Consider the following 22,806-nt stretch of genomic DNA (forward strand, 5'->3'; position numbering starts at 1 on the left):
GGCCAGGCCAGGAGCGTCTGGTGCCAACACACCTAGCGACGCTTCTGGAGCACTCCGTCGACGTAGACGTCCACCTTGTCGTCGTAGAACGCGATCAACCCGGCGACCTTCTGGCTCTCCGGCAGGGGGGTGCGGTAGGACCACGCCAGGTCGGGATGTTCGGTGCCGTTGACGGTCACCGACCAGTACTCCGCCTGGCCCTTGTACGGGCAGTGCGTCGCCGTCGCCGACGGCGTCAGCAGGTCCATCCGTACGTGCGTCTTCGGCAGGTAGTAGCGCAACGGCAGCCCCGTCTCGAAAAGCAGCGTCGGATGCGCGGACTCCGCGACCGTCACGCCGTCGACCTCCACCCGGACGTGCCGGGAGCTGGCAAGGACGTCGATCCGGGCGTATGGACTCCGGGGGTGGACGAAGACCTCCTCGTCCTCCTCGAACCACGCGTCCATCGCGTCCCAGTCCAGGCGGACGAGATCCCGCAGCTCCACGACCGGGGAGTCGAGGTAGCGCAAGGCCGCGCCCGTTGCCTCCTTGGCGCCGACTCTCAGCGTGTACGACGTCCCGTCGCCAAGGCGCTCTGAGTGGCGCACCTCGCCGCCCGGCGTCAGCAGATCCGTACGGACGTCCTTCGCCGGAAGGTAATAAGCGGGGTAGTAGGGGATCTCCCACACCAGAACCGGTTCAACCGTGTCGGCCACGACTTCGCCGCCGAAGTAGGCTCGGACCCGCTTCGCGCCGGTCTCGACCCGCGGCCGCTCCTGGGTCGTACTCATACCTTCGCCAACCGCCTGGACCGAGGGGAAATTTCATGGTTCACAAGATCGCCCTTGTCACCGGGGCCGGCACCGGCGTCGGCCGCGCCATCACCCTCGCGCTGGCCCGGGACGGCTGGTCGGTGGCGCTGGCCGGTCGACGTCCCCAGCCTCTGCACGACCTCGCGGACGAGCTGCGGGCCGCCGGTCACGAGGGTCTCGCCGTACCCGCCGACGTCGCCGACCCGGGCGCCGTGGAGTCCCTGTTCGCCGCGATCCGCACGACCTATGGCCGGCTCGACCTCCTGGTCAACAACGCCGGCCGGAACGCTCCAGCCGTGCCGCTTGAAGACCTCGAGCTCACCGACTGGCAGGGCGTCGTCGACGTCAACCTCACCGGTGCGTTCCTCTGCACGCAACAGGCCGTACGCCTGATGAAGAGCCAGACACCCCGCGGCGGCCGGATCATCAACAACGGTTCGCTGTCCGCCCACACACCACGCCCGCAGTCCGCTCCGTACACCGCGACGAAGCACGCGATCACCGGGCTCACCAAGGCGACCGCGCTCGACGGGCGGGACCACGGCATCGCCTGCGGCCAGATCGACATCGGTAACGCCGAGACCCCGATGACCGCCCGCATGGCCGACGGCGTGCGCCAGCCCGACGGGTCGATCCGCGTCGAGCCGACGATGGACGTGAACGACGTAGGGCGCGCCGTGGCCTACATGGCGAGCCTGCCGCTGGACGCCAACGTGCCGTTCATGACGGTCATGGCGACCGGGATGCCGTTCCTCGGAAGGGGCTGACGGCGGCAACGGCGGCGCCGGGTCGCGATCGACGCCACGGCCCCAACGCGCCCGGAACCCGAGTGCCACGCCGAGACATGAGCCCGAGCGCTTCAGCCATGGCGCGCCCCACCCTCGAGGCGCTTCACTATGGTCCATGTCGATCCCGTTCCAGACGGTCGTCCTCCTCGTCGCCACGCTGATCATGGGGCTGAGTGCCGGCTTCTTCTACGCCTGGGCCTGCTCTGTCATGGTCGGCCTCCGGCACACCGATGACCGGACCTTCGTCAGCGCGATGCAGTGGATCAATCTGAAGATCATCAACCCGTGGTTCCTTGCCACCTTCCTCGGTGCGTTCGTCCTGACCCTGCTCGCCGTCGTCCTGCATCTCGGCGACGGCCGGGTCCTGCCGTGGGTCGCCGCCGCCCTCGTGCTCTACTGCGTCCAACTCGGTCTCACCCGAGGGATCAACATCCCCCTCAACAATGCGCTCGCGGCAGCCGGTGACCCGGACGGGGTCCCCGATCTCGCGGCCGTCCGGGCCAGCTTCGAGGACCGGTGGGTGCGCTGGAACGTCGTACGAGCCGTGACGGTGACGGCGGCGTTCGGTTGCCTCGCGTGGGCACTCGCCCTGGCGGGGCAGGACGTCACCGGTGGGGTCTGAGCCCGGCCTCGTCGCGGGGCACCGCTAACGTTGCGGGAGTGCCGAGCGCGCTGCAGCCCGATCGAACCCTCCTTCTCACCCTCACCGGACACGATCGTCCCGGTGTGACCTCTGCTGTCTTCCACGCCCTGTCGCCGTTCTCGGTCGAGGTGCTGGACGTCGAGCAGGTCGTCCTGCGCGGCCGGCTCGTCCTCGGCGTCCTGGTGACAACGCCGCGGGACGACGCCCGGCTGCGGAAGGCGATCGAGGACGTCGCGCGCGACCTCTCGATGGACGTCGAGGTGCAGTCCGGCGCCGGCGACAACCTGCCGCGGGCACACGGACGCAGCCACGTCACCGTCCTGGGCCATCCGCTCGACCCTGGCGCGGTCGCCGCCATCGCGGGGCGGATCGCCGACACCGGCGGCAACATCGACCGGATCATCCGGATCGCCCGCTATCCCGTGATCGCCATCGAACTCGACGTCTCCGGCGCCGATCCGCTGCAGTTGCGCAGCGCACTCGCGATCGAGGCAGCCGCCCAGCAGGTCGACGTGGCCGTCCAACCCGCCGGGCTCTACCGCCGCGCCAAGCGGCTCGTCGTCCTCGACGTCGACTCGACCCTCATCCAGGGCGAGGTCATCGAGATGCTTGCCTCCCGGGCCGGCTGCCTGGACGAGGTGACGCGGGTGACCGCCGCCGCCATGCGGGGTGAACTGGACTTCGCGGAGTCCCTCCGCCAGCGGGTGGCGCTGCTGGCCGGTGTCGATGCGCGGGCGATGGACGAGGTCCGCCAGGAGATCAGGCTCACGCCCGGTGCCCGGACCCTGCTGCGTACTCTCCACCGCCTCGGCTACCAGGTCGGCGTCGTGAGCGGTGGTTTCGCCCAGATCGTCGAACCGATCGCGGCCGAACTCGGGATCGACTTCGTAGCGGCCAACCTGCTGGAGGTCGCCGACGGCGTGCTGACCGGCCGGGTGGTCGGACCGATCGTCGACCGACCCGGCAAGGCCGAGGCTCTGCACGGTTTCGCGGAGCAGGCGGGCGTGCCGCTGTCCCAGACCGTCGCGATCGGAGACGGCGCCAACGACCTCGACATGCTCGCCGTCGCGGGACTCGGGGTGGCCTTCAACGCCAAACCGGTCGTACGCCAGGCGGCCGACACGGCGGTGTCGGTCCCGTATCTCGACGCGATCCTCTACCTCCTCGGCATCACCCGCGAGGAGATCGACGCCGCGGACGGGGAGCTCGGCGAGCCAGGCCATGACACGCTCGACGGGTCCGGGTACGGCGGCTGATCAGCGCCGTACGACCGCGCGCAGGCGACCCGTCCCCGCTCCCACCAGAGCCCACGGCACGTCGAGGTCGAAGATCGTCAACGCCCCCGTGGGATACCCGTCCGCGACGGCGGTACCGCGTCGCCGGGACTCGTCCTCATCCAGCAGGCGCGAGAGGTCGCCGATCGACGGGTTGTGACCCACGATCATCAGCGTGTCGAGTTCCCCCGGTGTGCCCGTGATCACGTCGAGCAGATCCTCGATCGTGTTGGCGTAGACGCGGCGGTCGATGTCGATCTCCGGCTCGACTCCCAGGCCACGGGCGAACTCCACCCACGTCTCCCGAGCGCGCAGAGCCGGCGACACCACCACCAAGCCGGGAACAACCCCGCTCGCCCGGCAGGCGGCACCCGCATGCTCGGACTGGCGTCTCCCCCTGCCCGCGAGTGGACGGTCCCGGTCGGCGATCCCGGTCGGCGACTCCGCCTTGCCGTGGCGCAGCAGCAACAGCGTTCGCGAGCCCGTCATGGCGTCAGTGTCCCAGACGGCCCGCGGGCGGCGCGCCTTACCTGCGTTCAGAGAACGGCGGTGCCCCCGCCTACCGTGTGGTCCCCGGTGCCGACAGCACGTAGTCTGCTCAAGGTCAACTTTCGTGCCATCTCCCGGAGGTTCCATGCGGGGCGTCGAGCCGACCGAGAGTGCCACGTCGACCCGCCGGGACGAACTCGCGGCGACCGCCCGGGCGATCCTCGACGCCACCCTCTACATGACGCTCGGCACCGTCGACAGCGACGGCAACCCCTGGACCACGCCGGTGTACTACGGCACCGTCGACTACACCGACTTCTACTGGATCTCCACACCGGAGGCCGCCCACTCACGCAACCTGAGCCGACACCCGCGTCTCAGCATCGTCGTCTTCAACTCGGCGGTGCCCTTGGGCGAAGGTCAGGCCGTCTACATGTCGGGCGTGGGCGAGGAGCTCACGGGGCTGCCTCGACCGTCGCCGTGGATCGTTCACCGATCGAGGGGCGCCACCGTACGCAAGGTGGCCGCCGTCGCGAGCGCGGCCTGCGTCGCTTCGTACCCCCGGTCCTCCCGCGAGCCCGGCAGACCGGCACGGTCGATCGCCTGCTCGGCAGTGTCACAGGTGAGGACGCCGAACCCGACCGGCACCCCGGTCTCCACGCTCACCTGGGTGAGGCCTACCGTGGCCGCCTGGCAGACATACTCGAAGTGCGGCGTACCACCGCGGATGACGACACCGAGCGCCACTACGGCGTCCAAGCCCGCTCGGGCGAGACGCGCGGCAGCGACGGAAAGCTCGAACGATCCCGGGACCCGGATGATGCACGGGTCGGCGATGCCGGCCTCGTCCAGAGCGCGGGCCGCGCCGGCGAGCAAACCGTCCATGACCTCGTCGTGCCACGACGCCGCGACGACGCCGACCCGCAGGCCCTCCACCGCGGCCGGCCGGATCGTGGGCGCGCCACTCCCGCTCACTGTGCCCTCCCTGCGATCTGCTCGGTGGGGACGGGTTCCTGTACTGGGAGCAGATGGCCCAGTCGGTCCCGCTTGGTCTGCAGGTAACGGAGGTTCTCCCCGTTGGGCGGAATCGCCAGCGGTTCGACCGCTGCCACCGTCAGACCGTAGTGCTCCAGGCCCGCACGCTTGGCGGGGTTGTTGGTGAGGAGCCGGACGGTGCGTACGCCGAGGTCGGTGAGAATCTGGGCGGCCACCCAGTAGTCACGGGCGTCCGCGGGGAACCCGAGCGCGAGATTGGCCTCCACGGTGTCGTGCCCCGAGTCCTGCAGGTCGTAGGCGGTCAGCTTCGACAGCAGGCCGATTCCTCGACCCTCGTGACCGCGGAGGTAGACGACGACGCCGCTGCCGGCCCGATCGATGGCGGCGAGGGCCCGCTGGAGCTGCGGACCACAGTCGCAACGCAGCGACCCGAGGACGTCACCGGTGAGGCACTCGGAATGGACCCGCACGACGATCTCGTCGCCAGAGGCCGCCGCGGCGGCGAGGTCACCCTTGATCAGAGCGACGTGCTCGGACGCGTCGATCGTGTTCCGGTAACCGATCGCCTGGAACTCACCGTGGGCAGTGGGCAGCCGGGCGGTCGCCGTCCGGTCGACGAGGCGTTCGTGGCGGCGCCGATACGCGATCAGGTCGGCGATCGAGACGAGGGCGAGGTCGTGCTCGTCGGCGAACGCGCGCAACGCCGGCCCCCGCATCATCGTCCCGTCGTCGTTCACCAGTTCCGCGAGCACGCCCGCCGGCGGGTGGCCGGCAAGACGCGCCAGGTCGATGGCCGCCTCGGTGTGGCCGGGCCGGGCCAGCACCCCGCCTGGGCGGTAGCGCAGCGGGAAGACGTGCCCTGGCCGGACGAGATCGGCGGGGCCGGTGTCGGGATCGGCGAGGAGCCGGATCGTCCGGGTACGGTCGGCCGCCGAGATCCCTGTCGTCACGCCGTCCGCCGCATCCACGGTCACCGCGAACGCCGTCCGCATCGACTCCTGGTTGTCCGCCACCATCGGGGCGATGCCCAACTGGTCCAGGCGTTCGCCCAGCAGTGGTACGCACACCACGCCGCTCGTGTGCCGAACCGTGAACGCCAGCAAGTCCGGCGTCGCCGAGGACGCGGTGAAGATCAGGTCGCCTTCGTTCTCGCGGTCCGCGTCGTCGACCACCACGACCGGCCGGTCAGCTGCCAGGTCGCTCACGGCGCGGTCGATCGGGTCCAGGCGTAGGTCTGTCACGGCTGCTCACCCGCCAGCGCCTCCGCCGTTGGTGCCGGTGTCGGTACGCCGACCAGTCGTCGCTCGACGCGGAGCCAGGTGAAGAAGCCCAGGAGACAGAAACCGCCGTAGACGAGGTAGAGGATCGCCGACGGATAGAACCCGGCCAGGAACAGCAGCGGCACCCCCACCGCGTCGACCGCGATCCAGATCAGCCAGAACTCCACCCAGCCACGGGCCATGCCGTAGGTCGCCAGGATGCTGCCGGTGAGGATCCACGCGTCGGCGAGCGGGCCCCACGAGCCGAGCAGGCTGAGGGCGTAGGTGAACACCGCGACGCCGACCGCCGCGGCGGCGAGGAGTCCCAGCCGCTCCCGCCCGCTTGCCCAGCGGGGTGCCACCGCTCCCCCGTCGGCTGCCTCGTGGCTGTCACGGGCCTGGCGCCACCGCCACCATCCGTACGCACTCACCGCGAAGAAGAACACCTGCCGGGCGGCCTGGCCCCACAGGTCCTTGTCCTGCGGGGTGTCGAAGACCCCGCCGAGGAACACCGTGAAAAGCAGGACGTTGCCGATCATCCCGACCGGCCAGGCCCCGACCCGCCGGCGCATTCCGAGGATGGCGCTCGCGAGGCCGAAACCGTTGCCGATGATCTCGCGCCACAGGATCACCGAGCCGGCGATGTGCAGTTCGGCCCCCAGGAGCCAGGTCAGCCAGTTCATGCGCGTACTCCTTCAGGGACCAGTCTGCTGAGGTACTTCGCGAGGACGTCCACCTCGAGGTTCACGTCGTCGCCGGGTGTCCGCAGGCCGAGGGTCGTGAGCTTCAGGGTGGTCGGGATGAGAGCGACGGTGAACGCCGGGTCGGCGCCGTCGCGGACGCCCACGACGGTGAGCGAGACCCCGTCGACGGCGATGGATCCCTTCTCCGCCACGTAGCGCGCCAGCTCGACCGGCAGCCCGATCTCGACCAGATCCCAGCGGGCCGTGGACTGTCGGCTGAGGACTCGACCGGAGCCGTCAACGTGACCTTGCACGATGTGCCCGCCGAGCCGGCCGTCCACCGGGACGGAGCGTTCGAGGTTCACGGCGTCACCCGGCCGAGCGGACCCGAGGGTCGTGCGGGACAGGCTCTCGGCCATCACGTCGGCCGTGAACTCGCCGTCAGCACCCACGGCGATGACGGTGAGGCAGCATCCGTTGACGGCGATCGAGTCGCCCGGGCGTACGTCGCCGGTGACCAGCGGCCCGCGGATGGTGACCTGTGCGGAGTCCTGCAGGCGTACGAGGTCGCAGACCTCGCCGCGTTCTTCGACGATTCCGGTGAACACCGGTTCTCCCTCGCCTTCCGGTTCTGCCCGAGCGGGCACCGGGGATGAGGCGAGGGACGCGACGCGGGCCGCCCGGATGAGCAGGCGTCATCGAACGCCTGAACGTAGACGGACGCGCGGTCGCATCCCGCGTGCTGCCTCCCATCCGGACTTTCACCGTCGGTCCAGGAGTTCCACCTGGTCCACCGGCCACGTGCCAGAACGTCTGGCTGCTGTGACCGGGTCGCGGACTGTCACCGCCGGTTCGGAATTTCACCGACCCCGGAGCACGCGCGAGCTTTCGCTCGTACGTCGTTCAGTGTGGCATGCTCCGGCAACTCCGGGGAGCCGTCATGGCCATGACCTGCACCACGTCGCCGTGGCTGGCCGCAATCGCTGTCGATCAGTACGTCGCAAAACGGACAGCCGGCGTGATCACTGCGCGGGCTGGCGGCGGGGCGCTCCGCCTCGGTCGGCGACGGGCTGGAACGACAGACCGGCCAGGACAGTCCGGTCCAGCGGCACCGTGGAATACAACGGCATCTCGGCCACCTCGTGGAACAGCGGATCCAGGTAACGCTCCTGGAACGCCTGTGCCTCCGCCGAGCCCGGGTCGTCACGGACATGCTCGTCAACCTGCCCCGCGGCCTCCCGGCTCGCGAACGCCCAGATCGTCAGCACGTCGGCCTCGTCCTCGGTCTGCCACCGTCCGACCAGCCGCGCACCGTACTTCTCCCGCAGCGGAAGCAGCTGTCGGAGGAAGAAGGACGCGAAGGCATCGGCCTTGCCCTCCGCGACGATGTAGCGCTCGCAGCGGAAGTACATCAGCGTGCGAACTGCCAGGACGCCCGCGCGGTCGCCTCCGACGCGCGGCGGCGGAGCTCGTCGATGACGCGGCCCGGGTCGTCGGCGGAGAAGACCGCCGAGCCGGCGACGAACACGTCGGCGCCCGCCTCCGCACACCGCTCGATCGTCTCGGCCGAGACACCGCCGTCGACCTGGAGCCAGAGCTCGCCGCCGTGCTTGGCGATCAGCTCGCGGCTCCGCCGGATCTTGGGGACGCAGACATCGAGGAACTTCTGCCCCCCGAAGCCCGGCTCGACCGTCATGACCAGAAGCAGGTCCAGCTCTGCGAGCAGGTCTTCGTACGGCTCCACCGGGGTCGCCGGCTTCAGCGCCATGCCCGCCCGCGCACCGATCGCACGAAGCTCCCGCGCGAGCCGGATCGGCGCGTGCGCCGCCTCGATGTGGAACGTCACACTGGCGGCACCGGCCTCGGCGTAGGCGGGCGCCCAGCGGTCCGGATCCTCGATCATCAGGTGGCAGTCCATCGGCAACGTCGTCGCCGCCCGCAGGGACTCCACGACGGGCAGGCCAATGGTGAGGTTGGGCACGAAGTGGTTGTCCATCACGTCGACGTGGAGCCAGTCGGCGTTGGAGACGCTGGCGGCGGCATCGGCGAGGCGCGCAAAGTCGGCACTCAGGATGCTCGGAGATATCTGTACGGCCATGACGTCGCCGAGTCTACTGTTTCGGCCCGCGGCGGTTGGCCTGCTCAGGTACGCCGAAGCAACGTGAGATACATCGCGTCGGTGCCGTGCCGGTGCGGCCACAACGTGAGGTCGGGCCCGTCGCCGAGATCGGGTACGCCCGGCAGGTACGGCCTGGCGTCGACGCGTTCGACATCACCGCGGCCGCGAAGGACGGTCGCCACGACCTCGCGGGTCTCGGTCAGGTGCGGCGAGCAGGTCGCGTAGCCGACGACCCCGCCGATCCGAACGGCGTCGAGGGCGGCGTCCAACAGGCGGATCTGCAGCGGTCTGAGCTCCGCCGGATCACCGGCCGACCTCCGCCAGCGCGCCTCCGGCCGGCGGCGTAGCGCTCCGAGGCCCGAGCACGGCGCGTCCAGCAGCACCCGGTCGAAGGTCCCGTCGCGCCACGGGGCGGCGGTCCCGTCGGCGACGACGGTGCCGAGCACGCCGGCGCCGCCGCTCAGGGCGCGATCCACCATGGCGGCGCGGTGTGGCTGCAGGTCGGCGGCGAGCAGCCGTGCCCCGCGTTCGGCCGCGAGCCCGGCGAGCAGGGCCGCCTTGCCTCCTGGGCCGGCGCACATGTCCAGCCAGCGGAAGTCAGTGCCGGTCCCCGCTCCGTTCAGGGGCACACCGGCGAGGGCCAGAGCCACCAGCTGGCTCCCCTCGTCCTGGACACCCGCACGCCCCTGCGCGACCGCCGGAATCCGGCGCGGATCACCTGCCTCCAGGGTCGCGGCGTACGGAGACCACCGCGCGGGAGCCGCGCCGTCGCGACGAAGCTCGTCGACCGTGCATCGCCCCGGGCGGGCCACCAGAGTGACCCGGGCGGGTGCGTTGTCTGCGGCGAGGGCGGCGGCCGTCTCGTCAAGGGATCCGTCCAGGGCAGCGCGGAACGCCTCGACGATCCACCTCGGATGCGCGTGGACCGCAGCGAGATGCCCGACCGGATCGACGTCGTACGCCGGTGCCGCCATCGCAAGCCAGCCACCCAGATCGCGGGTCGCCACCTTCCGCAACACGGCGTTGACGAACTTCGACGCGCCGCCACCGGCGACGTCTCGACCGAGGTCGACGCTGGTCGCCACCGCCGCGTGGGCAGGGACCCGCATGCCCAGGAGTTGGTGCGTACCGATCCGCAGGACGTCGAGGACCTCCGGGTCGAGGTCGGGCAAGGGGCGGTTGACGCACCGCGCGAGGACGTCGTCGTAGCCGCCGCGCCAGCGGAGTGTCCCGCCGACCAGCTCGGTGGCGAACGCCGCATCCTGACCGGACAGGCCGCGTTCCCGCAGGATCGACGCGAGGGTGAGGTTGGCGTAGGCGTCCCGGACCGACACCGCGTGCACGACGTCGTAGGCGGCCCGCCTGGCGCTGTCCGCCGTCCCGGTCCGGCGCTGCCGCCGCCGTGTGCCAGACGCGGGTCGCGGCATCAGCCGAGCCGCTCGGCGGGTTGCGGATGGACCCCTCGCGCCCAGGCGTCGGCCGCCATGGGGCGCTTGCCGTGGGGCTGCACCTCTCCGAGCGCCACCGGGACGCTGCCGGTGCCGACCAGGACGCGGGACTTCTCGGCGACGATCTCGCCCGGCGGCACCTCCACCGCCTCGGTCACGACCGTGACCGGACCCACTTTCAGGCGCTCGTCCCGGAACGTCGTCCACGCCCCGGGCGTCGGAGTGCCCGACCGTACGAGCCGGTCGATGGCGAACGCCGGTCGTGACCAGTCGATGCGTACGTCGTCGACACCGACCTTGCTGGCGTAGGTCACATCCTCCGAAGGTTGGGGACGCGGCTCGAGAGTGCCGGCCGCGATCCCGTCCAGCGTCTCGACCAGCAACCTCGCTCCGCTGTGCGACAGGCGTTCGAGCAGATCACCGGCGGTGTCGGTCGGACCGATCGGCTCGGTGACCACGCCGTAGGTGGGACCCGCGTCGAGCTCCTCCACGATCCGGAACGTCGTCGCACCGGTCAGGGTGTCACCGGAACGGATCGCGTGCTGCACCGGCGCCGCGCCGCGCCACGCCGGCAGGACGGAGAAGTGCAGGTTGATCCAGCCGTGTGGGGGCACGTCCAGCACCGCCGCCGGAAGGAGTCCGCCGTAGGCGACGACCGCACAGCACTCCGGCGCGAGACCGCGCAACTGCTCGAGGAACTCCGGATCCCGTGTCGAGCCCGGTTTGAGAACGTCGAGCCCCTCGGCCTCGGCCCGCTCAGCGACCGGTGAAGGGTGCAGCTTCCGACCCCGGCCCGACGGCGCGTCCGGCCGGGTCAGCACGGCCACGACGTCGTGACCACTTGCCAGGACCGCCTCGAACGAGGGCAACGCGACATCGGGTGTACCCGCAAACAGCAACCGCACGAGCTGACTCCCCCTACTGTTTCGCCCTACAGGGCCCGTCCCATGGTCGCGTGCGGGGAGAGCCGCACCTGAGGTGGCTCGGCGCCTGCCCACTCGGCTTCCCGGATGAGCCGCAACGCGTCCTTGCGGGCCTGCCGGTCGAGCCGGTCGACGAAAAGGATGCCGTCGAGGTGGTCCGTCTCGTGCTGGATGCAGCGGGCCAACAGCTCCGAACCCTCGAGGGTCACCGGCTCCCCGTGCATCGTGAAACCCTTCGCCACGACCCGCATCGCGCGCATGCAGTCGAAGCTGAAGCCGGGGATCGACAGGCAACCCTCGGGGCCGAACTGTTCCTCCTCCGACAGCTCCAGCTGGGGATTGACGAGGTGACCCACGACGTCCTCGACGTTGTACGTGAACACCCGCAGCCCCACACCAATCTGCGGCGCGGCGAGACCACTGCCGGGCGCCTCGAGCATCGTCTCGGTCAGATCGCGGACCAGGTTGCGCAGCTCCTTGTCGAAGTCCGTCACGGGCTCGGCCGGCGTCCGCAACACCGGGTCCCCGAACAGGCGGATGGGCTGGACGGCCACGCGGGTCTCCTTGATCTTTCTCGGACGGCGTCGCCGCCAGTCTACGGACCGCAGTCCGCGTGCTGATCCACCCGACCATCCGTACCGTCCCAGGTGAACAGCTTCGCCGCCAACTCCGCCTGCTCGACGGCGTCGTCGAGAGCATGGTGGGTGTGCCGGCGCCCCGATCGCAGCGCCTTCGGCAACCGGGACTTGCTCGCCATTCGGACGCCGACGCCGGCCTTGATGGCATAGGTCGTCTTCAGGTCGATGCACCAGGAATGCCCGAAAGGTGAGCCCTCGGCAGCGAAGCTGGTGAAGTACCAGTACATCCACATCCAGTCGTAGCTCAGTGGGAACGCCACGAGGACCGGGGTGGCATCCCCGGCCAGCGCAGTGACCTCGCCGATCCAGCGGGCCGCGGCGTTCATCGCCTGCGCGGGATCACGGCCCTCACGTACCAGCCGGTCCCGATCCAGGCCGCTCACCGCGAGGGACTCTGGCACGAAGTCATCGGAGATCGGCCGCAGCTCGGCGTAGAACGTGCGCTCAGTCGGGTCGGCCGCGCGGAAGGTCGTTCCGTCGAAAGTGCCGGCGACGGCGAGGCCGAAGCTCAGCATGGAATAGGGCCCGGGGATCGGCCCGTCGGCCTCGACGTCTGCGCTGAAGTAGAGGTCTGGCCGGCTGGGCATGGCCCGCACGGTAGCAAGGTGTCGTCTAGGGTGCGGGGGTGCGATGGACGGTTCACGGGGAGCGCCCGATCTACGAGAGTGAGTGGGTTCGACTCACGCTTGCCGACGTGGAGCTTCCCGACGGAAAGCGTTTCGACCACCACGTCGTACGCACGCCCCGTGCCGGCGCCGGTGTCGTCGTCCACGACGACGAGCGAGGCGTGCTGATGCTGTGGAGACATCGCTTCATCACCGACACGTGGGGATGGGAGATCCCGGCAGGTCGCGTCGATCCGGGCGAGTCTGCCGTGGAAGCCGCCGCGCGTGAGGTGCTGGAGGAGACCGGCTGGCGTCCCCACGCTCTTCGCCCGCTCGTGCACTACCACCCGAGCAACGGCATCTCCGACCAGCGCTTCGACATCTTCGCGGCAGAAGGCGCCACTCACGTGGGCCCACCCACCGATCCGAGCGAGGCGGAACGGATCGAGTGGGTACCGACAGGCGACCTGCGGGAGATCATCGCCGCCGGACAGATGGGCGACGGACTTTCCCTCACGGCCGTTCTCTACGCCCTGGCCTTCGGTTTCGCCCAGGAGTAGGGCGCCTCACGCCCTGACGTCGACCGGCACCAGTCCGGCGGCGGCCAGCTGGCTCCGAAGGGTGGCACCGTCGACGAAGACCTCGGCCTGGATTCCGACCCCGCGGGCGCCTTCGACATTGGCCGGAACGTCGTCGGTGTAGAACGTCGTCGCTGCGCTCAGGCCATGCCGATCCAACAGGAGCTGGTAGATCGCCGGATCAGGCTTGCTGACCCGCTCCACGCCGGAGACCACCGCACCGTCGAAGTCGCGGAGGAACTCCCACATGTCCAGCGTGATGTCCCACTTCTCGGCCGAGAAGTTCGTCAGTGCGTACGTGGGAACGCCTGCCGCGCGGAGATCGGCCAGGACCGCGACGGTTTCCTCGAAGACGCCCGCCACCATCTCCGGCCAGCGCTCGTCATAGGCGCGGATCAGCTTCGCGTGATCGGGAAACCTCGCCGTCAGTTCCTCCACGGCCGCGGCCCAGGTACGGCCGGCGTCCTGCTCGCCGTTCCACGCAGGTGTGCAGACCTCGGACAGGAACCGCTCGACGCTCTCCTCGTCCGGCAGGAGCGAGCGGTAGAGGTGCCTCGGGTTCCAGTCGAGGAGCACACCGCCCACGTCGAAGACCACGGCCTCGATGCGTTCGGGCGGGGACGCCGCGCGACCAGGAGGGGAGGCAGGCTGGGCGACGCCGGGCCGTCCGCTCGACTGGGCGGTCTGATCGGAGTGGTGGACGGCATGGGGCTGGTGCGACTGACTCACGTCTGCCGACCCTATCGGGGTTCAGCCGAAGGCGATCGGATCGATCTGGACCCGCGCCGTTCCGGCCGACTTCCGCGCGCTGCGAGACGCCTGCGCCGTCTTGAGTGCCTCCGCCAACTGGACGCCGTCGCGCCGTGGTGTGCGGATCACCATGCGTACCCCGTCGTCCTCCCCGTGAGGGACGGGACCGAGTACCTCAGCGGTCTCCGGCAGCTCCGCGAACTCGGTCAGTTCGCTCACGGCCGCGCCGTCGCCCTCGATGACGGCGAGCCGGACGGTCGGTGGAAAGCCCGCTATCCGGCGGTCGGCGAGCTCTCGCTCGGCGTGAGCGACTGGACTCCACCGGACGAGTGCCTGGATCGACGGCACGCTGGGCTCCCCCATCACGACGACGGCGCCGCCCTGGTCGGCACCGCGGACGAGCGCGGCGGCGTTGAGCCAGCGCCGCAGCGTCTCCTCGCCGGCCCGCAGATCCGCCCGCGCCAGCGCCAGCCAGGTGTCGAGCATGAGGGCCGCCGCATAACCCTCGGCCGGCAACGGCTCCGCGCCCGGCGTCGCGACGACCAAGGCTGGTTCGGCACCCACCGACTCCAGAACCCGTTGCCCACCGGACGTACGCACCGGAACGCGGGGAAACGCCCGACCCAGTTCCTCCGCGGTACGCCGGGCACCGATGACGGGCGCGCGCATCCGGGTCCCTTCACAGGTCGGGCAGCGCCAGGCGACGGCGGGCCGGCCACACCACCCGCACGCCGGGATCTCCCGGCCACCGGACTGCTGCACTGGTCCCGCACACGCTGTGCACCGTGCCGCGGCCCGGCAGTTCTGGCAGGCGAGCGCCGGGAGGTACCCCGAGCGAGGCACCTGGACCAGGACCGGCCCGGTGGTCAGGGCCTGGCGGGCGACCTCGAACGCCCGGTGCGGCAGCCGAACCGCCCGCGCCGCCGGGTCGCGTGCCAGTTCGGCCGCGCTCTCTCCCGCCACGGACACGCGCGGCGCCCGTGCCCGGACGGTCGACCGGCTCCCTGCGACCGGATGTGCCCAACCGGTCGCGAGGAGCTGCGCGGCCTCGGCAGTGCAGGCGTACCCGCCGACGAGCGCACCGCATCGCTGCTCATGGGCGCGTAGCAGGAGGACCTCGCGCGCGTGGGGATACGGCGCGCGAGGCTCGGCGAGCAGGTCGTCACCATCGTCCCAGCAGCCGACCAGGCCGAGCCCTTCCACCGGCGCGAACGCCGCCGCGCGGGTCCCCACCACACAGCGCACGGACCCGCGACGGACCGCGAGGAACCGTCGGTAGCGTTCGGCGGGACCGAGTTCGGCGGTGAGCACCACGTGCTGGCCGGCGCCGAGCACCTCCGCGCATGCCGCATCGAGCCGCGCCACGTCGCGGTGGTCTGGTACGACGATGAGGACCCCCCGCCCACCCGCCAGGGTCACGGCCGCCGCGGTGGCCAGAGCGCGTGGCCAGTCCTCGCCCGGCAGAGCACTCCACACGGCGCGCGGCGCATCGCCCCGACGCAGCGCCTGGAGATAGGCCGGGCCAGCCTCATAGCTCCCCCACGGCCCCTCGCACCGAGTCGCACCGTGGTCCGCGTCGCCCGCCGGTTCGTGTTGTGCCGGTCTGTCTGCCGGTTCGTCGCCTGCCGCCGGCTCCGACCGGTCCGCACCCGCCCGGCCCGTCTCTTCCCCGACGTGCGCGGGCCGCGACTCACCCTCGACCCGCGCGTGCCGTGGCGGTACGGCGAGGCGCAGGACGTCGGCGAGTGTCCCGGCGTACCTGTCGGCGACCGACCTCGCCAGCCGGGCCACCTCGGGCGCGAGCACCGGCTCCGCGGACACGACTCGACGCAGCGGAGCCAACCGGCCTCGATGCGCCGACTCGGCCACCCGGTCGAGAACGTAACCGTCAAGGTCCTGACCGGCGAACCGGACCCGCACGCGGCAGCCCGGCACGCAGGTCTCATGCATGCGCTCGGGCACCGTGTAGTCGAACGGCCGGTCGAGATGGGCGAGCGGTGTGTCGACCGCCACGCGCGCGATCGGCAGGGAGGGCGCGGGCGCCTGTGAGGGGCGGGCGCGGGTCCGTCGGACCCGCGCCCGCACCAGTGCCAGTTGCCCACCGTCGTCCGGCTGATCGCCGTCGTCTGGGTTGCTCTCGCCGCCCGGTCGGCCCCCGTCGTCGGTGGTCATGCCGAGAGGTTAGGCCACCTCACGGACACGCCCACTCAGGTGTCAGCCGACGCCGGCGACGCTACGAAGGTCCGCGGCGCGGTCGGTCTGCTCCCAGGTGAACTGCGGCTCGAGACGCCCGAAGTGACCGTACGCAGCCGTCTCGGTGTAGATGGGGCGCCGCAGGTCCAGATCGCGGATGATCGCCGCCGGGCGAAGGTCGAAGACCTGGAGCACTGCCTTCTCGATCACGTCGAGCGGCGCCTGTTCGGTGCCGGAGCAGTCGACGTAGAAGCCGACCGGCTGGGCCTTGCCGATGGCGTAGGCAACCTGGCATTCACAGCGCTTCGCGAGCCCAGCCGCGACGATGGTCTTGGCCACCCATCGCATGGCGTAGGCAGCGGATCGGTCGACCTTTGTCGGGTCCTTGCCGCTGAAGGCGCCGCCACCGTGCCGCGCGTAGCCGCCGTAGGTGTCGACGATGATCTTGCGGCCGGTGAGCCCGGCATCGCCCATCGGTCCCCCGAGCTCGAACCGTCCGGTCGGGTTGACGTAGAGCCGGTAGCTCGACGTGTCGACGTCGAAGTTGCCGAGCACGGGCTCGACCACCTGCGTCCGGATGTCGGGCGTGAGCATGTTGTCGAGGTCGATGTTGGCCGCGTGCTGGGTGGAGACGACGACGGCATCGACGCGGACCGGACGGTCGCCGTCGTACTCGACCGTGACCTGCGTCTTCCCGTCGGGCCGGAGGTAAGGGAGCGTGCCGTCCTTGCGTACGTCGGAAAGTCGCTTGGACAGCCGGTGGGCCAGTGTGATGGGCAACGGCATCAGCTCGGGCGTCTCGTCACAGGCGAAGCCGAACATCATGCCCTGGTCGCCTGCACCCTGCTGGTCGATCGGGTCGGTGGAACCGTCCGTGCGTTCCTCCCAGGCACCGTCGACACCCTGGGCGATGTCGGGCGACTGCGTGCCAAGAGCGATGGCCACCCCGCACGACGCACCGTCGAAGCCCTTGTTCGAAGAGTCGTAGCCGATGTCGAGGATTCGATTGCGGACGATCGGGGTGATGGCGGGCTGGGCCTTCGTGGTGACCTCACCGGCAACCACCACGAGGCCGGTGGTCACCAGAGTCTCGACCGCGACCCGACTCAGCGGGTCGTCCCGCAGGAGGGCATCGAGGACTGAATCGCTGATCTGGTCAGCGATCTTGTCCGGGTGACCCTCGGTGACGGACTCGGAGGTGAACAGGCGTCGCGACACGGGCGTCCTTTCTGTTGGCACTGTTCCGTCAGGTGGCACCGTGCCTCCGCGGCGGTGCGAAGGCGCGGACGGCGTCGGCCCGCGGTGCGCTGGACCAGCGCGACGAAGGTGTGCTCGTCTTGTGGGTGCAGCCCAGCGTAACGAGAGACACCGGCACTGGCGCACCAATGGGGTGCGTTTCATCCTGAATGCCGCCGGCCGAATGCTGAGCGTGACGACACCTTGAGTGGTCCGGTTGGTACGAACCGTGAGGAAATCAGCGAAGCCAGGCGGATCGGTGACTGAACCACACCGGGCGTATCCACACGTCAGGGTGGGAGAAAATGTCGAACGCGGCCGTTCGAGAGGTGAGACACGACGACCGGAGACCTTTGGTAAACCACGACTCGCGCGGGACCACACGACGGCTGGGCCGCCTGAATCGACCTAGCCGTCCCGCCCTTGCCACGTGCAGACGCAGGCCTCGTTGCCTTCAGGGTCGGCCAGCACCCAGAATGCCGGCGCGGCCGCATCGGAGAGCAACCTGCCGCCTGCGTCCAGCGCAGCCTGGATCCGAGCCGCCGCCTCGTCGTGTGGGACCGAGATGTCGAGATGGATACGGTTGCGCTGTGGGCGTGGCGCGTCCATCTGCTGGAACCAGATCGCGGGACCCTGGCCGATCGGATCGACAAGCGGGTCCTGCGGACCTGACGCGCCAGGCTCGTCGGCGTATCCCATCACCGCCTTCCAGAAGGGGCGGATCAGCGCGATGTCGAGCGCGTCGATTCCGAGCTCCACGAGCTGGACCGATCGTGGCGCGTCCGTACCGACGTCCGGGGTCGTGGACAGCTGCAGCTCACCTACAGTTGACGAGATGCGACCGGCCAGTTCGATCTCGCGCGACGTGATCGAGGCCGTGGCCGACGACTGCAGGGACAGCACCACGCCGAAGCGCCGCACGTCGATCGTCAGGCGACCGTCGACGTCACCGCCACAGGCGTCGACCACGGTGGCCACGACCCTGGCCGCCTCGGCGAGCGATCGCACCTGGATCGAGGTGCGCACCACCCCGAGGACATAGCGCCATCCCCACCCGCTCACTGCCGCGGAGATCTCCTGGCGGGTAAGTGCTGGGCCCGCGGCGTCGGAAGGTTCGTCCATGCGGCGCATCCTGGCACCAGGCACCGACACCGGACGGACACCGCGTGAGCGGCGTCCCGGCTCCTGACGGCGGGGATTCACCCGCGGCGTTGGACAAGCGCTCGTACATGTGTTCGAATGCCTGTGTGCGCTGGGACAACCTCACGTTCGCCGACCCCGAAGGTCGCGACCTCACCGACACCTCGGTCGGAAGCGGCAGTCCCCACCAGAACGGTGCCGGCTCGGCCACCGGACCGGCCATCCGCAACGCGCCGGCCGACGCTCTTCCCTTCGCTCTCCCGGGCGCGGTGACGCGTACCTTCGACACGCCGGGCTTCGCCGGGATGACGTTCTACGAGATCCGGGCGAAGTCGGTCATCAACAGGGTGCCGGGGCGCTCCCGGGTGCCGTTCGAGTGGACGATCAACCCCTACCGCGGCTGCTCCCATGCGTGCACTTACTGCTTCGCCCGCAACACCCACACCTACCTCGACCTCGACGCCGGACGTGACTTCGACACCAAGGTGATCGTCAAGGTCAATGTAGGTGAGCTCGTACGCCGGGAGTTGGCGGCACCGAAGTGGCGTGGCGACCACATCGCGATGGGCACCAACGTCGACTGCTACCAGCGCGCCGAGGGGCGCTACCAGTTGATGCCGCAGATCATCAGTGCGCTGCGCGACTTCCGCAATCCCTTCTCGATCCTCACCAAGGGAACGCTGATCCTGCGCGACCTTTCCCTGCTCCGCGAGGCCGCGGAGGTGACAGCTGTCGGACTGTCGTTCTCGGTCGGCTTCGTCGACGACGCACTGTGGCGCTCGGTCGAACCCGGGACGCCGAGCCCGTGCCGTCGCCTCGACGCCGTCCGTACGCTGACCGACGCCGGCTTCACCGTAGGTGTCCTGATGGCGCCGATCCTGCCGTTCCTCACCGACACCGACGAGTCCATCGACGCGACCGTCGCGGCGATCGCCGAGTCCGGTGCGGCCAGCGTCACTCCCCTGCTCCTGCACCTGCGCCCCGGTGCCCGCGAGTGGTACGCCGCCTGGTTGGACCAGGCGTTTCCGCACCTGGCACCGCGCTACCGCGCGCTCTACCGGCGAGGTTCGTACCTGCCGAAGGACTACCAGCACGACGTGACCGAGCGGGTCGAGAAGGCCGTGCGCCGGCACGGCATGGACAAGGCCGAGCGCAACCGGGCGCGCCAGGTGCCGGCATCACCCACGGAGGCGAGAGCGCTTGCGGCCGCGACCCCGAGCCGGCCGAGTGGGGCGGCCGAACCCGAGCAGCTCACCCTGCTCTGAGGCATCGCCTGGTCGAGCAGCAGGCACCGACGGCGACGTCCGGCGTCTAGCGCCTGCTGGCAGTGGGGCTCGGCGATGGTCCTGGCTCGCCGGCGCCGCGACCGTCGATGGCGAGGTTGAACACGCCGACGAGGTAGGCGACCAGCAGAACGACGATGACCAGGGAGGCGCGGAACGACAACCACTTGTTCCGACGCATCGTGCGGACGCCCGTGCGGGCGAGCTTGTGATCGGCGACCGCGCGCCGGCTGTGTTGCCATCGCTTGCCGGCTCCGAACGCGATGACGACGCCGAGTAGCGCCAATCCCACTGTGAGAGCCATCCGCCGCATGATAACGATCAGTGGGCGGCCGATACAGGCTCGGGTGCTGCCGTGGTTGCCGGTGCCGGACGCTCAGCTCGACCAGCGTTGGACAACGAGGTCCCAGATCCGGTGTGCCAGCGCGTCCTTGGGCCCGCGGGGAACCTGCGTCTCCGGCCCGCCGGCATCGAGGATGACGGCCTCGTTGTCAGGTACCTCGAACCCCCGACCGGCACCCACCTCGTTGACCACGAGGAGGTCGCAGCCCTTGCGGGCGAGCTTCGTACGCCCGTGCTCCAGCGCCGTTCCCTGCGCGTCGCCAGTCTCTGCGGCGAACCCCACGACCACGAGACCCGGACGCGGTCGATCGTGGGAGATCTCGGCGAGAACGTCGGGATTCTGCACGAGTTCGACCGTGGGTGCGGAGACGTCATCGGTCTTCTTGATCTTGTGATCGGCGTACACGGCCGGGCGGAAGTCAGCGGGTGCTGCGGCCATCACCAGCGCATCCGCGTCGCGGACCGCGGCGAGCACGGCGTCACGCAGGTCCCGCACCGACACCACTGGGACGACCTTGACGCCGGCCGGGTCCGGGAGGGTGCTGTTGGCCGACACCAACGTGACGATCGCCCCGCGGGCCGCGGCCGTGCGGGCAAGTGCGTAGCCCTGGCGGCCGGACGAACGATTGCCGAGGAAACGCACCGGGTCGAGAAACTCACGGGTGCCACCGGCGCTCACAACGACATGGCGCCCGGCCAGGTCAAGGTCGAGTACGCCCCCGCCGCGGGCAAGCACCGTCTGGCACACCTCGAAGAGCTGCTCTGGCTCCGGCAACCGGCCCTTGCCGGTGTCGGCGCCGGTCAGGCGTCCCTCGGCCGGCTCCACCACCAGGGCACCGCGGGCGCGCAACGTCGCGACATTGGCCTGCGTGGCCGCGTGCTCCCACATCTCGGTGTGCATCGCCGGCGCATAGACGATCGGGCACCGGGCCGTCAGCAGTGTCGACGTCAACAGGTCGTCGGCGCGCCCATGCGCGGCTTTGGCGAGCAGGTCGGCGGTGGCCGGAGCAACCACGACGAGGCCGGCCTCCTGGCCCAGGCGCACGTGCGGAACCTCGTGCACGTCGTCCCACACCTGGGTGTGGACGGGCTGGTGGGACAGAGCGGCCCAGGTCGGCGCGCCGACGAAGCGCAACGCACTCTCGGTCGGGACGACCCGCACCGGATGGCCGGACTCGACCAACAGACGGAGCAGGGAGCAGGCCTTGTAGGCCGCGATGCCTCCGGTGACGCCGAGGACCACTGGTGCGGCCGGAACGGCCGCTGACGAGGCCACGGTCATGGAGCCACGGTCAGGACGCGGCCGGCGGGACCTCGTCCGTCGGCTCGATGTCCTCGACCGAGAGAAGGTTCTCGTTGATCTCGCGGAGCGCGATCGAGAGCGGCTTCTCCTGGACGTGGGTATCGACCAGTGGTCCGACGTACTCGAGCAGGCCCTCGCCCAGCTGGGCGTAGTAGGCGTTGATCTGGCGAGCGCGCTTGGCGGAGAACAAGACCAACTTGTACTTCGAGTCGGTCTTCTGGAGCAGGTCGTCGATGGGCGGGTAGGTGATGCCCTCGGCCGCTGGCTGGGTGCCGGACACGCTCATGCCTCCGAAGAGTTGGGGTGGGAGCTGATTAAGGCTACCAACTCTTCCGCCGCAGTATGGACATCGGTATTGACAACCGTGACGTCGAACTCCTTCTCCGCCGCAATCTCCGCGCGCGCGGTCTCGAGCCGGCGCGCCTGCTCCTCGGCGGTCTCCGTCCCGCGACCGGTGAGGCGGTGCACCAGTTCGTCCCAGTCTGGTGGGGCCAGAAAGACGAAAAGCGCCTCCGGCATGGTCTTCCGCACCTGCCTGGCGCCCTGCAGGTCGATCTCCAGCAGCGCCGGCCGGCCCGAGGCGAGCATGTCCAGTACCGCACGCCGAGGGGTGCCGTAGCGGGCGTGGCCGTGGACGACGGCCCATTCGAGCAGCTCGCCCTCGGCGACCATCCGGTCGAACTCCTCATCAGAGACGAACCAGTAGTGCAGCCCCTGAATCTCACCCGGTCGAGGCCTCCGGGTGGTCGCGGACACAGAAATCCAGATCTCTGGGTGATGCTTGCGGATATCTGCCGCAACTGTGCCTTTGCCGACCGCGGTGGGACCCGCCAGCACCGTGAGCCTCGCCAACCGGGCATCAGTGGCGGGAGCCTCGGGGGTCCCCTCCTGCACGGTTTCAGGATTCGCCGAACTCACGCTTCAGCGCAGCCACTTGGTTGGCTCCGAGCCCGCGCACGCGGCGAGTCTCGGAAATACCGATGCGTTCCATGATCTGGCGTGCCCGCACCTTGCCCACGCCGGGCATCGCGCAGAGCAGGTCGTGGACCCGCATCTTGCCGATCACTTCGTTGGAGTCCTGCCCTGCGCCGACGACCTCGCCCAGCGAGGCGCCGGAATTCTTGAGGCGGTTCTTCACCTCGGCACGCTCCCGGCGGGCCTCTGCGGCCTTTTCCAGGGCGGCCTGGCGAGCTTCGGGGGTCAGGTGAGGTAGCGGCACGGACGGTCACCTCGAGGCTGTGCGACGGGTCGTAGGTGCGGCGATTCTTCCTGGACGGACATATCGCCCGCTCAGCGGGGTCCACCCCTGCCCTCGCCAACTGCCA

26 protein-coding genes, 1 pseudogene and 1 riboswitch are annotated in these 22,806 nt (G+C 70.1%); of the genes and pseudogenes, 6 read left to right on the top strand and 21 right to left on the bottom strand.

All coding sequences use genetic code 11. The features are described from left to right. Positions 1-32: 32 nt before the first annotated feature. The gene (locus ABN034_RS00110; RefSeq protein WP_349688913.1) at positions 33-770 is read right to left on the bottom strand and encodes a DUF427 domain-containing protein; all 738 of its coding nucleotides are present in this window, start codon (positions 768-770) and stop codon (positions 33-35) included. A gap of 35 nt (positions 771-805) precedes the next feature. On the opposite strand from ABN034_RS00110, the gene ABN034_RS00115 reads away from it, so the two are divergent. The 3 genes from ABN034_RS00115 (at position 806) to serB (ending at position 3,478) form a co-directional block, all read left to right on the top strand. Next, positions 806-1,558, top strand: coding sequence for an SDR family oxidoreductase (locus tag ABN034_RS00115; protein WP_349688914.1), 753 nt, complete (start codon positions 806-808; stop codon positions 1,556-1,558). A gap of 136 nt (positions 1,559-1,694) precedes the next feature. Beyond that, positions 1,695-2,201 (top strand): anthrone oxygenase family protein, encoded by a 507-nt coding sequence (locus tag ABN034_RS00120; protein ID WP_349688915.1) that lies wholly within the window; start codon positions 1,695-1,697, stop codon positions 2,199-2,201. A 38-nt stretch (positions 2,202-2,239) separates the two neighbouring features. Next, positions 2,240-3,478: a phosphoserine phosphatase SerB gene (gene serB, locus ABN034_RS00125; protein WP_349688916.1), complete on the top strand. Its 1,239-nt coding sequence runs from the start codon at positions 2,240-2,242 to the stop codon at positions 3,476-3,478. Here serB and ABN034_RS00130 read toward each other — a convergent pair whose 3' ends face one another. Continuing rightward, positions 3,479-3,985, bottom strand: coding sequence for a SixA phosphatase family protein (locus ABN034_RS00130; RefSeq protein WP_349688917.1), 507 nt, complete (start codon positions 3,983-3,985; stop codon positions 3,479-3,481). Between the two features lie 145 nt (positions 3,986-4,130). Here ABN034_RS00130 and ABN034_RS34245 point away from each other — a divergent pair. Then, positions 4,131-4,406 (top strand): annotated as a pseudogene (locus ABN034_RS34245) (pyridoxamine 5'-phosphate oxidase family protein); the annotation flags it as partial. A gap of 68 nt (positions 4,407-4,474) precedes the next feature. Here the strand turns inward: ABN034_RS34245 and ribH are convergent. From ribH to ABN034_RS00180, 10 genes are all read right to left on the bottom strand, one after another. Next, entirely contained in the window at positions 4,475-4,960 is a 486-nt protein-coding gene (gene ribH / locus ABN034_RS00135) for a 6,7-dimethyl-8-ribityllumazine synthase (RefSeq protein ID WP_349688918.1), read from the bottom strand. Beyond that, entirely contained in the window at positions 4,957-6,222 is a 1,266-nt protein-coding gene (locus ABN034_RS00140; RefSeq protein ID WP_349688919.1) for a bifunctional 3,4-dihydroxy-2-butanone-4-phosphate synthase/GTP cyclohydrolase II, read from the bottom strand. Before ABN034_RS00140 ends, ribH begins: the two co-directional genes overlap by 4 nt. Continuing rightward, complete coding sequence (gene pnuC / locus ABN034_RS00145; protein ID WP_349688920.1) at positions 6,219-6,923, bottom strand: nicotinamide riboside transporter PnuC; 705 nt, start codon at positions 6,921-6,923, stop codon at positions 6,219-6,221. The genes ABN034_RS00140 and pnuC overlap by 4 nt, the downstream gene beginning before the upstream one ends. Continuing rightward, positions 6,920-7,531 carry a riboflavin synthase gene (locus ABN034_RS00150; protein ID WP_349688921.1) on the bottom strand — a complete coding sequence of 204 codons (612 nt, stop codon included), beginning with the start codon at positions 7,529-7,531 and terminating at the stop codon, positions 6,920-6,922. The genes pnuC and ABN034_RS00150 overlap by 4 nt, the downstream gene beginning before the upstream one ends. A 127-nt stretch (positions 7,532-7,658) precedes the next feature. Continuing rightward, positions 7,659-7,805: riboswitch (FMN riboswitch) on the bottom strand. Positions 7,806-7,945: 140 nt separating this feature from the next. Then, on the bottom strand, positions 7,946-8,335 hold the full coding sequence (locus ABN034_RS00155) for an NIPSNAP family protein (protein ID WP_349688922.1): 390 nt from the start codon (positions 8,333-8,335) through the stop codon (positions 7,946-7,948). Further along, complete coding sequence (rpe, locus tag ABN034_RS00160; RefSeq protein ID WP_349688923.1) at positions 8,335-9,021, bottom strand: ribulose-phosphate 3-epimerase; 687 nt, start codon at positions 9,019-9,021, stop codon at positions 8,335-8,337. Before rpe ends, ABN034_RS00155 begins: the two co-directional genes overlap by 1 nt. Positions 9,022-9,065: 44 nt before the next feature. Further along, positions 9,066-10,469: an RsmB/NOP family class I SAM-dependent RNA methyltransferase gene (locus tag ABN034_RS00165; RefSeq protein ID WP_349688924.1), complete on the bottom strand. Its 1,404-nt coding sequence runs from the start codon at positions 10,467-10,469 to the stop codon at positions 9,066-9,068. Then, positions 10,469-11,395 carry a methionyl-tRNA formyltransferase gene (fmt, locus tag ABN034_RS00170; protein WP_349688925.1) on the bottom strand — a complete coding sequence of 309 codons (927 nt, stop codon included), beginning with the start codon at positions 11,393-11,395 and terminating at the stop codon, positions 10,469-10,471. The genes ABN034_RS00165 and fmt overlap by 1 nt, the downstream gene beginning before the upstream one ends. 26 nt (positions 11,396-11,421) lie before the next feature. Next, complete coding sequence (gene def, locus ABN034_RS00175; protein WP_349331580.1) at positions 11,422-11,967, bottom strand: peptide deformylase; 546 nt, start codon at positions 11,965-11,967, stop codon at positions 11,422-11,424. Positions 11,968-12,008: 41 nt separating this feature from the next. Further along, positions 12,009-12,638 (bottom strand): exonuclease, encoded by a 630-nt coding sequence (locus tag ABN034_RS00180; RefSeq protein WP_349688926.1) that lies wholly within the window; start codon positions 12,636-12,638, stop codon positions 12,009-12,011. 38 nt (positions 12,639-12,676) lie between these two features. Here ABN034_RS00180 and ABN034_RS00185 point away from each other — a divergent pair, with 38 nt between their 5' ends. Beyond that, positions 12,677-13,216, top strand: coding sequence for an NUDIX hydrolase (locus ABN034_RS00185; RefSeq protein ID WP_349688927.1), 540 nt, complete (start codon positions 12,677-12,679; stop codon positions 13,214-13,216). 6 nt (positions 13,217-13,222) lie between these two features. On the opposite strand, the gene ABN034_RS00190 is transcribed toward ABN034_RS00185, so the two are convergent. The 4 genes from ABN034_RS00190 to ABN034_RS00205 form a co-directional block, all read right to left on the bottom strand. Beyond that, the gene (locus ABN034_RS00190; protein WP_349688928.1) at positions 13,223-13,963 is read right to left on the bottom strand and encodes an HAD family hydrolase; all 741 of its coding nucleotides are present in this window, start codon (positions 13,961-13,963) and stop codon (positions 13,223-13,225) included. A gap of 21 nt (positions 13,964-13,984) precedes the next feature. Next, entirely contained in the window at positions 13,985-16,156 is a 2,172-nt protein-coding gene (locus ABN034_RS00195) for a primosomal protein N' (protein ID WP_349688929.1), read from the bottom strand. A 42-nt stretch (positions 16,157-16,198) separates the two neighbouring features. Next, the gene (gene metK, locus ABN034_RS00200; protein WP_349331575.1) at positions 16,199-17,395 is read right to left on the bottom strand and encodes a methionine adenosyltransferase; all 1,197 of its coding nucleotides are present in this window, start codon (positions 17,393-17,395) and stop codon (positions 16,199-16,201) included. Between the two features lie 426 nt (positions 17,396-17,821). Further along, positions 17,822-18,535 carry a 4a-hydroxytetrahydrobiopterin dehydratase family protein gene (locus ABN034_RS00205; protein WP_349688930.1) on the bottom strand — a complete coding sequence of 238 codons (714 nt, stop codon included), beginning with the start codon at positions 18,533-18,535 and terminating at the stop codon, positions 17,822-17,824. Between the two features lie 44 nt (positions 18,536-18,579). Here ABN034_RS00205 and ABN034_RS00210 point away from each other — a divergent pair, with 44 nt between their 5' ends. Beyond that, positions 18,580-19,818 (top strand): Rv2578c family radical SAM protein, encoded by a 1,239-nt coding sequence (locus ABN034_RS00210; protein WP_349688931.1) that lies wholly within the window; start codon positions 18,580-18,582, stop codon positions 19,816-19,818. A 46-nt stretch (positions 19,819-19,864) separates the two neighbouring features. On the opposite strand, the gene ABN034_RS00215 is transcribed toward ABN034_RS00210, so the two are convergent. The 5 genes from ABN034_RS00215 to mihF all read right to left on the bottom strand — a co-directional run bounded on the left by ABN034_RS00215 (position 19,865) and on the right by mihF (position 22,700). After that, positions 19,865-20,140 (bottom strand): hypothetical protein, encoded by a 276-nt coding sequence (locus tag ABN034_RS00215; protein WP_349688932.1) that lies wholly within the window; start codon positions 20,138-20,140, stop codon positions 19,865-19,867. 72 nt (positions 20,141-20,212) lie between these two features. Continuing rightward, positions 20,213-21,460 carry a bifunctional phosphopantothenoylcysteine decarboxylase/phosphopantothenate--cysteine ligase CoaBC gene (gene coaBC, locus ABN034_RS00220; protein ID WP_349688933.1) on the bottom strand — a complete coding sequence of 416 codons (1,248 nt, stop codon included), beginning with the start codon at positions 21,458-21,460 and terminating at the stop codon, positions 20,213-20,215. 10 nt (positions 21,461-21,470) lie between these two features. Then, positions 21,471-21,761, bottom strand: a complete 291-nt coding sequence (rpoZ, locus tag ABN034_RS00225; RefSeq protein WP_349689573.1) for a DNA-directed RNA polymerase subunit omega — start codon at positions 21,759-21,761, stop codon at positions 21,471-21,473. Between the two features lie 2 nt (positions 21,762-21,763). Then, the gene (gmk, locus tag ABN034_RS00230) at positions 21,764-22,318 is read right to left on the bottom strand and encodes a guanylate kinase (protein WP_349688934.1); all 555 of its coding nucleotides are present in this window, start codon (positions 22,316-22,318) and stop codon (positions 21,764-21,766) included. Positions 22,319-22,379: 61 nt separating this feature from the next. Continuing rightward, positions 22,380-22,700 carry an integration host factor, actinobacterial type gene (mihF, locus tag ABN034_RS00235; RefSeq protein ID WP_349331569.1) on the bottom strand — a complete coding sequence of 107 codons (321 nt, stop codon included), beginning with the start codon at positions 22,698-22,700 and terminating at the stop codon, positions 22,380-22,382. Positions 22,701-22,806: the final 106 nt, after the last annotated feature.

The sequence above is a fragment of the Actinopolymorpha sp. B11F2 genome (assembly GCF_040195635.1).
In the GTDB taxonomy this organism is placed as follows: Bacteria; Actinomycetota; Actinomycetes; order Propionibacteriales; family Actinopolymorphaceae; genus Thermasporomyces.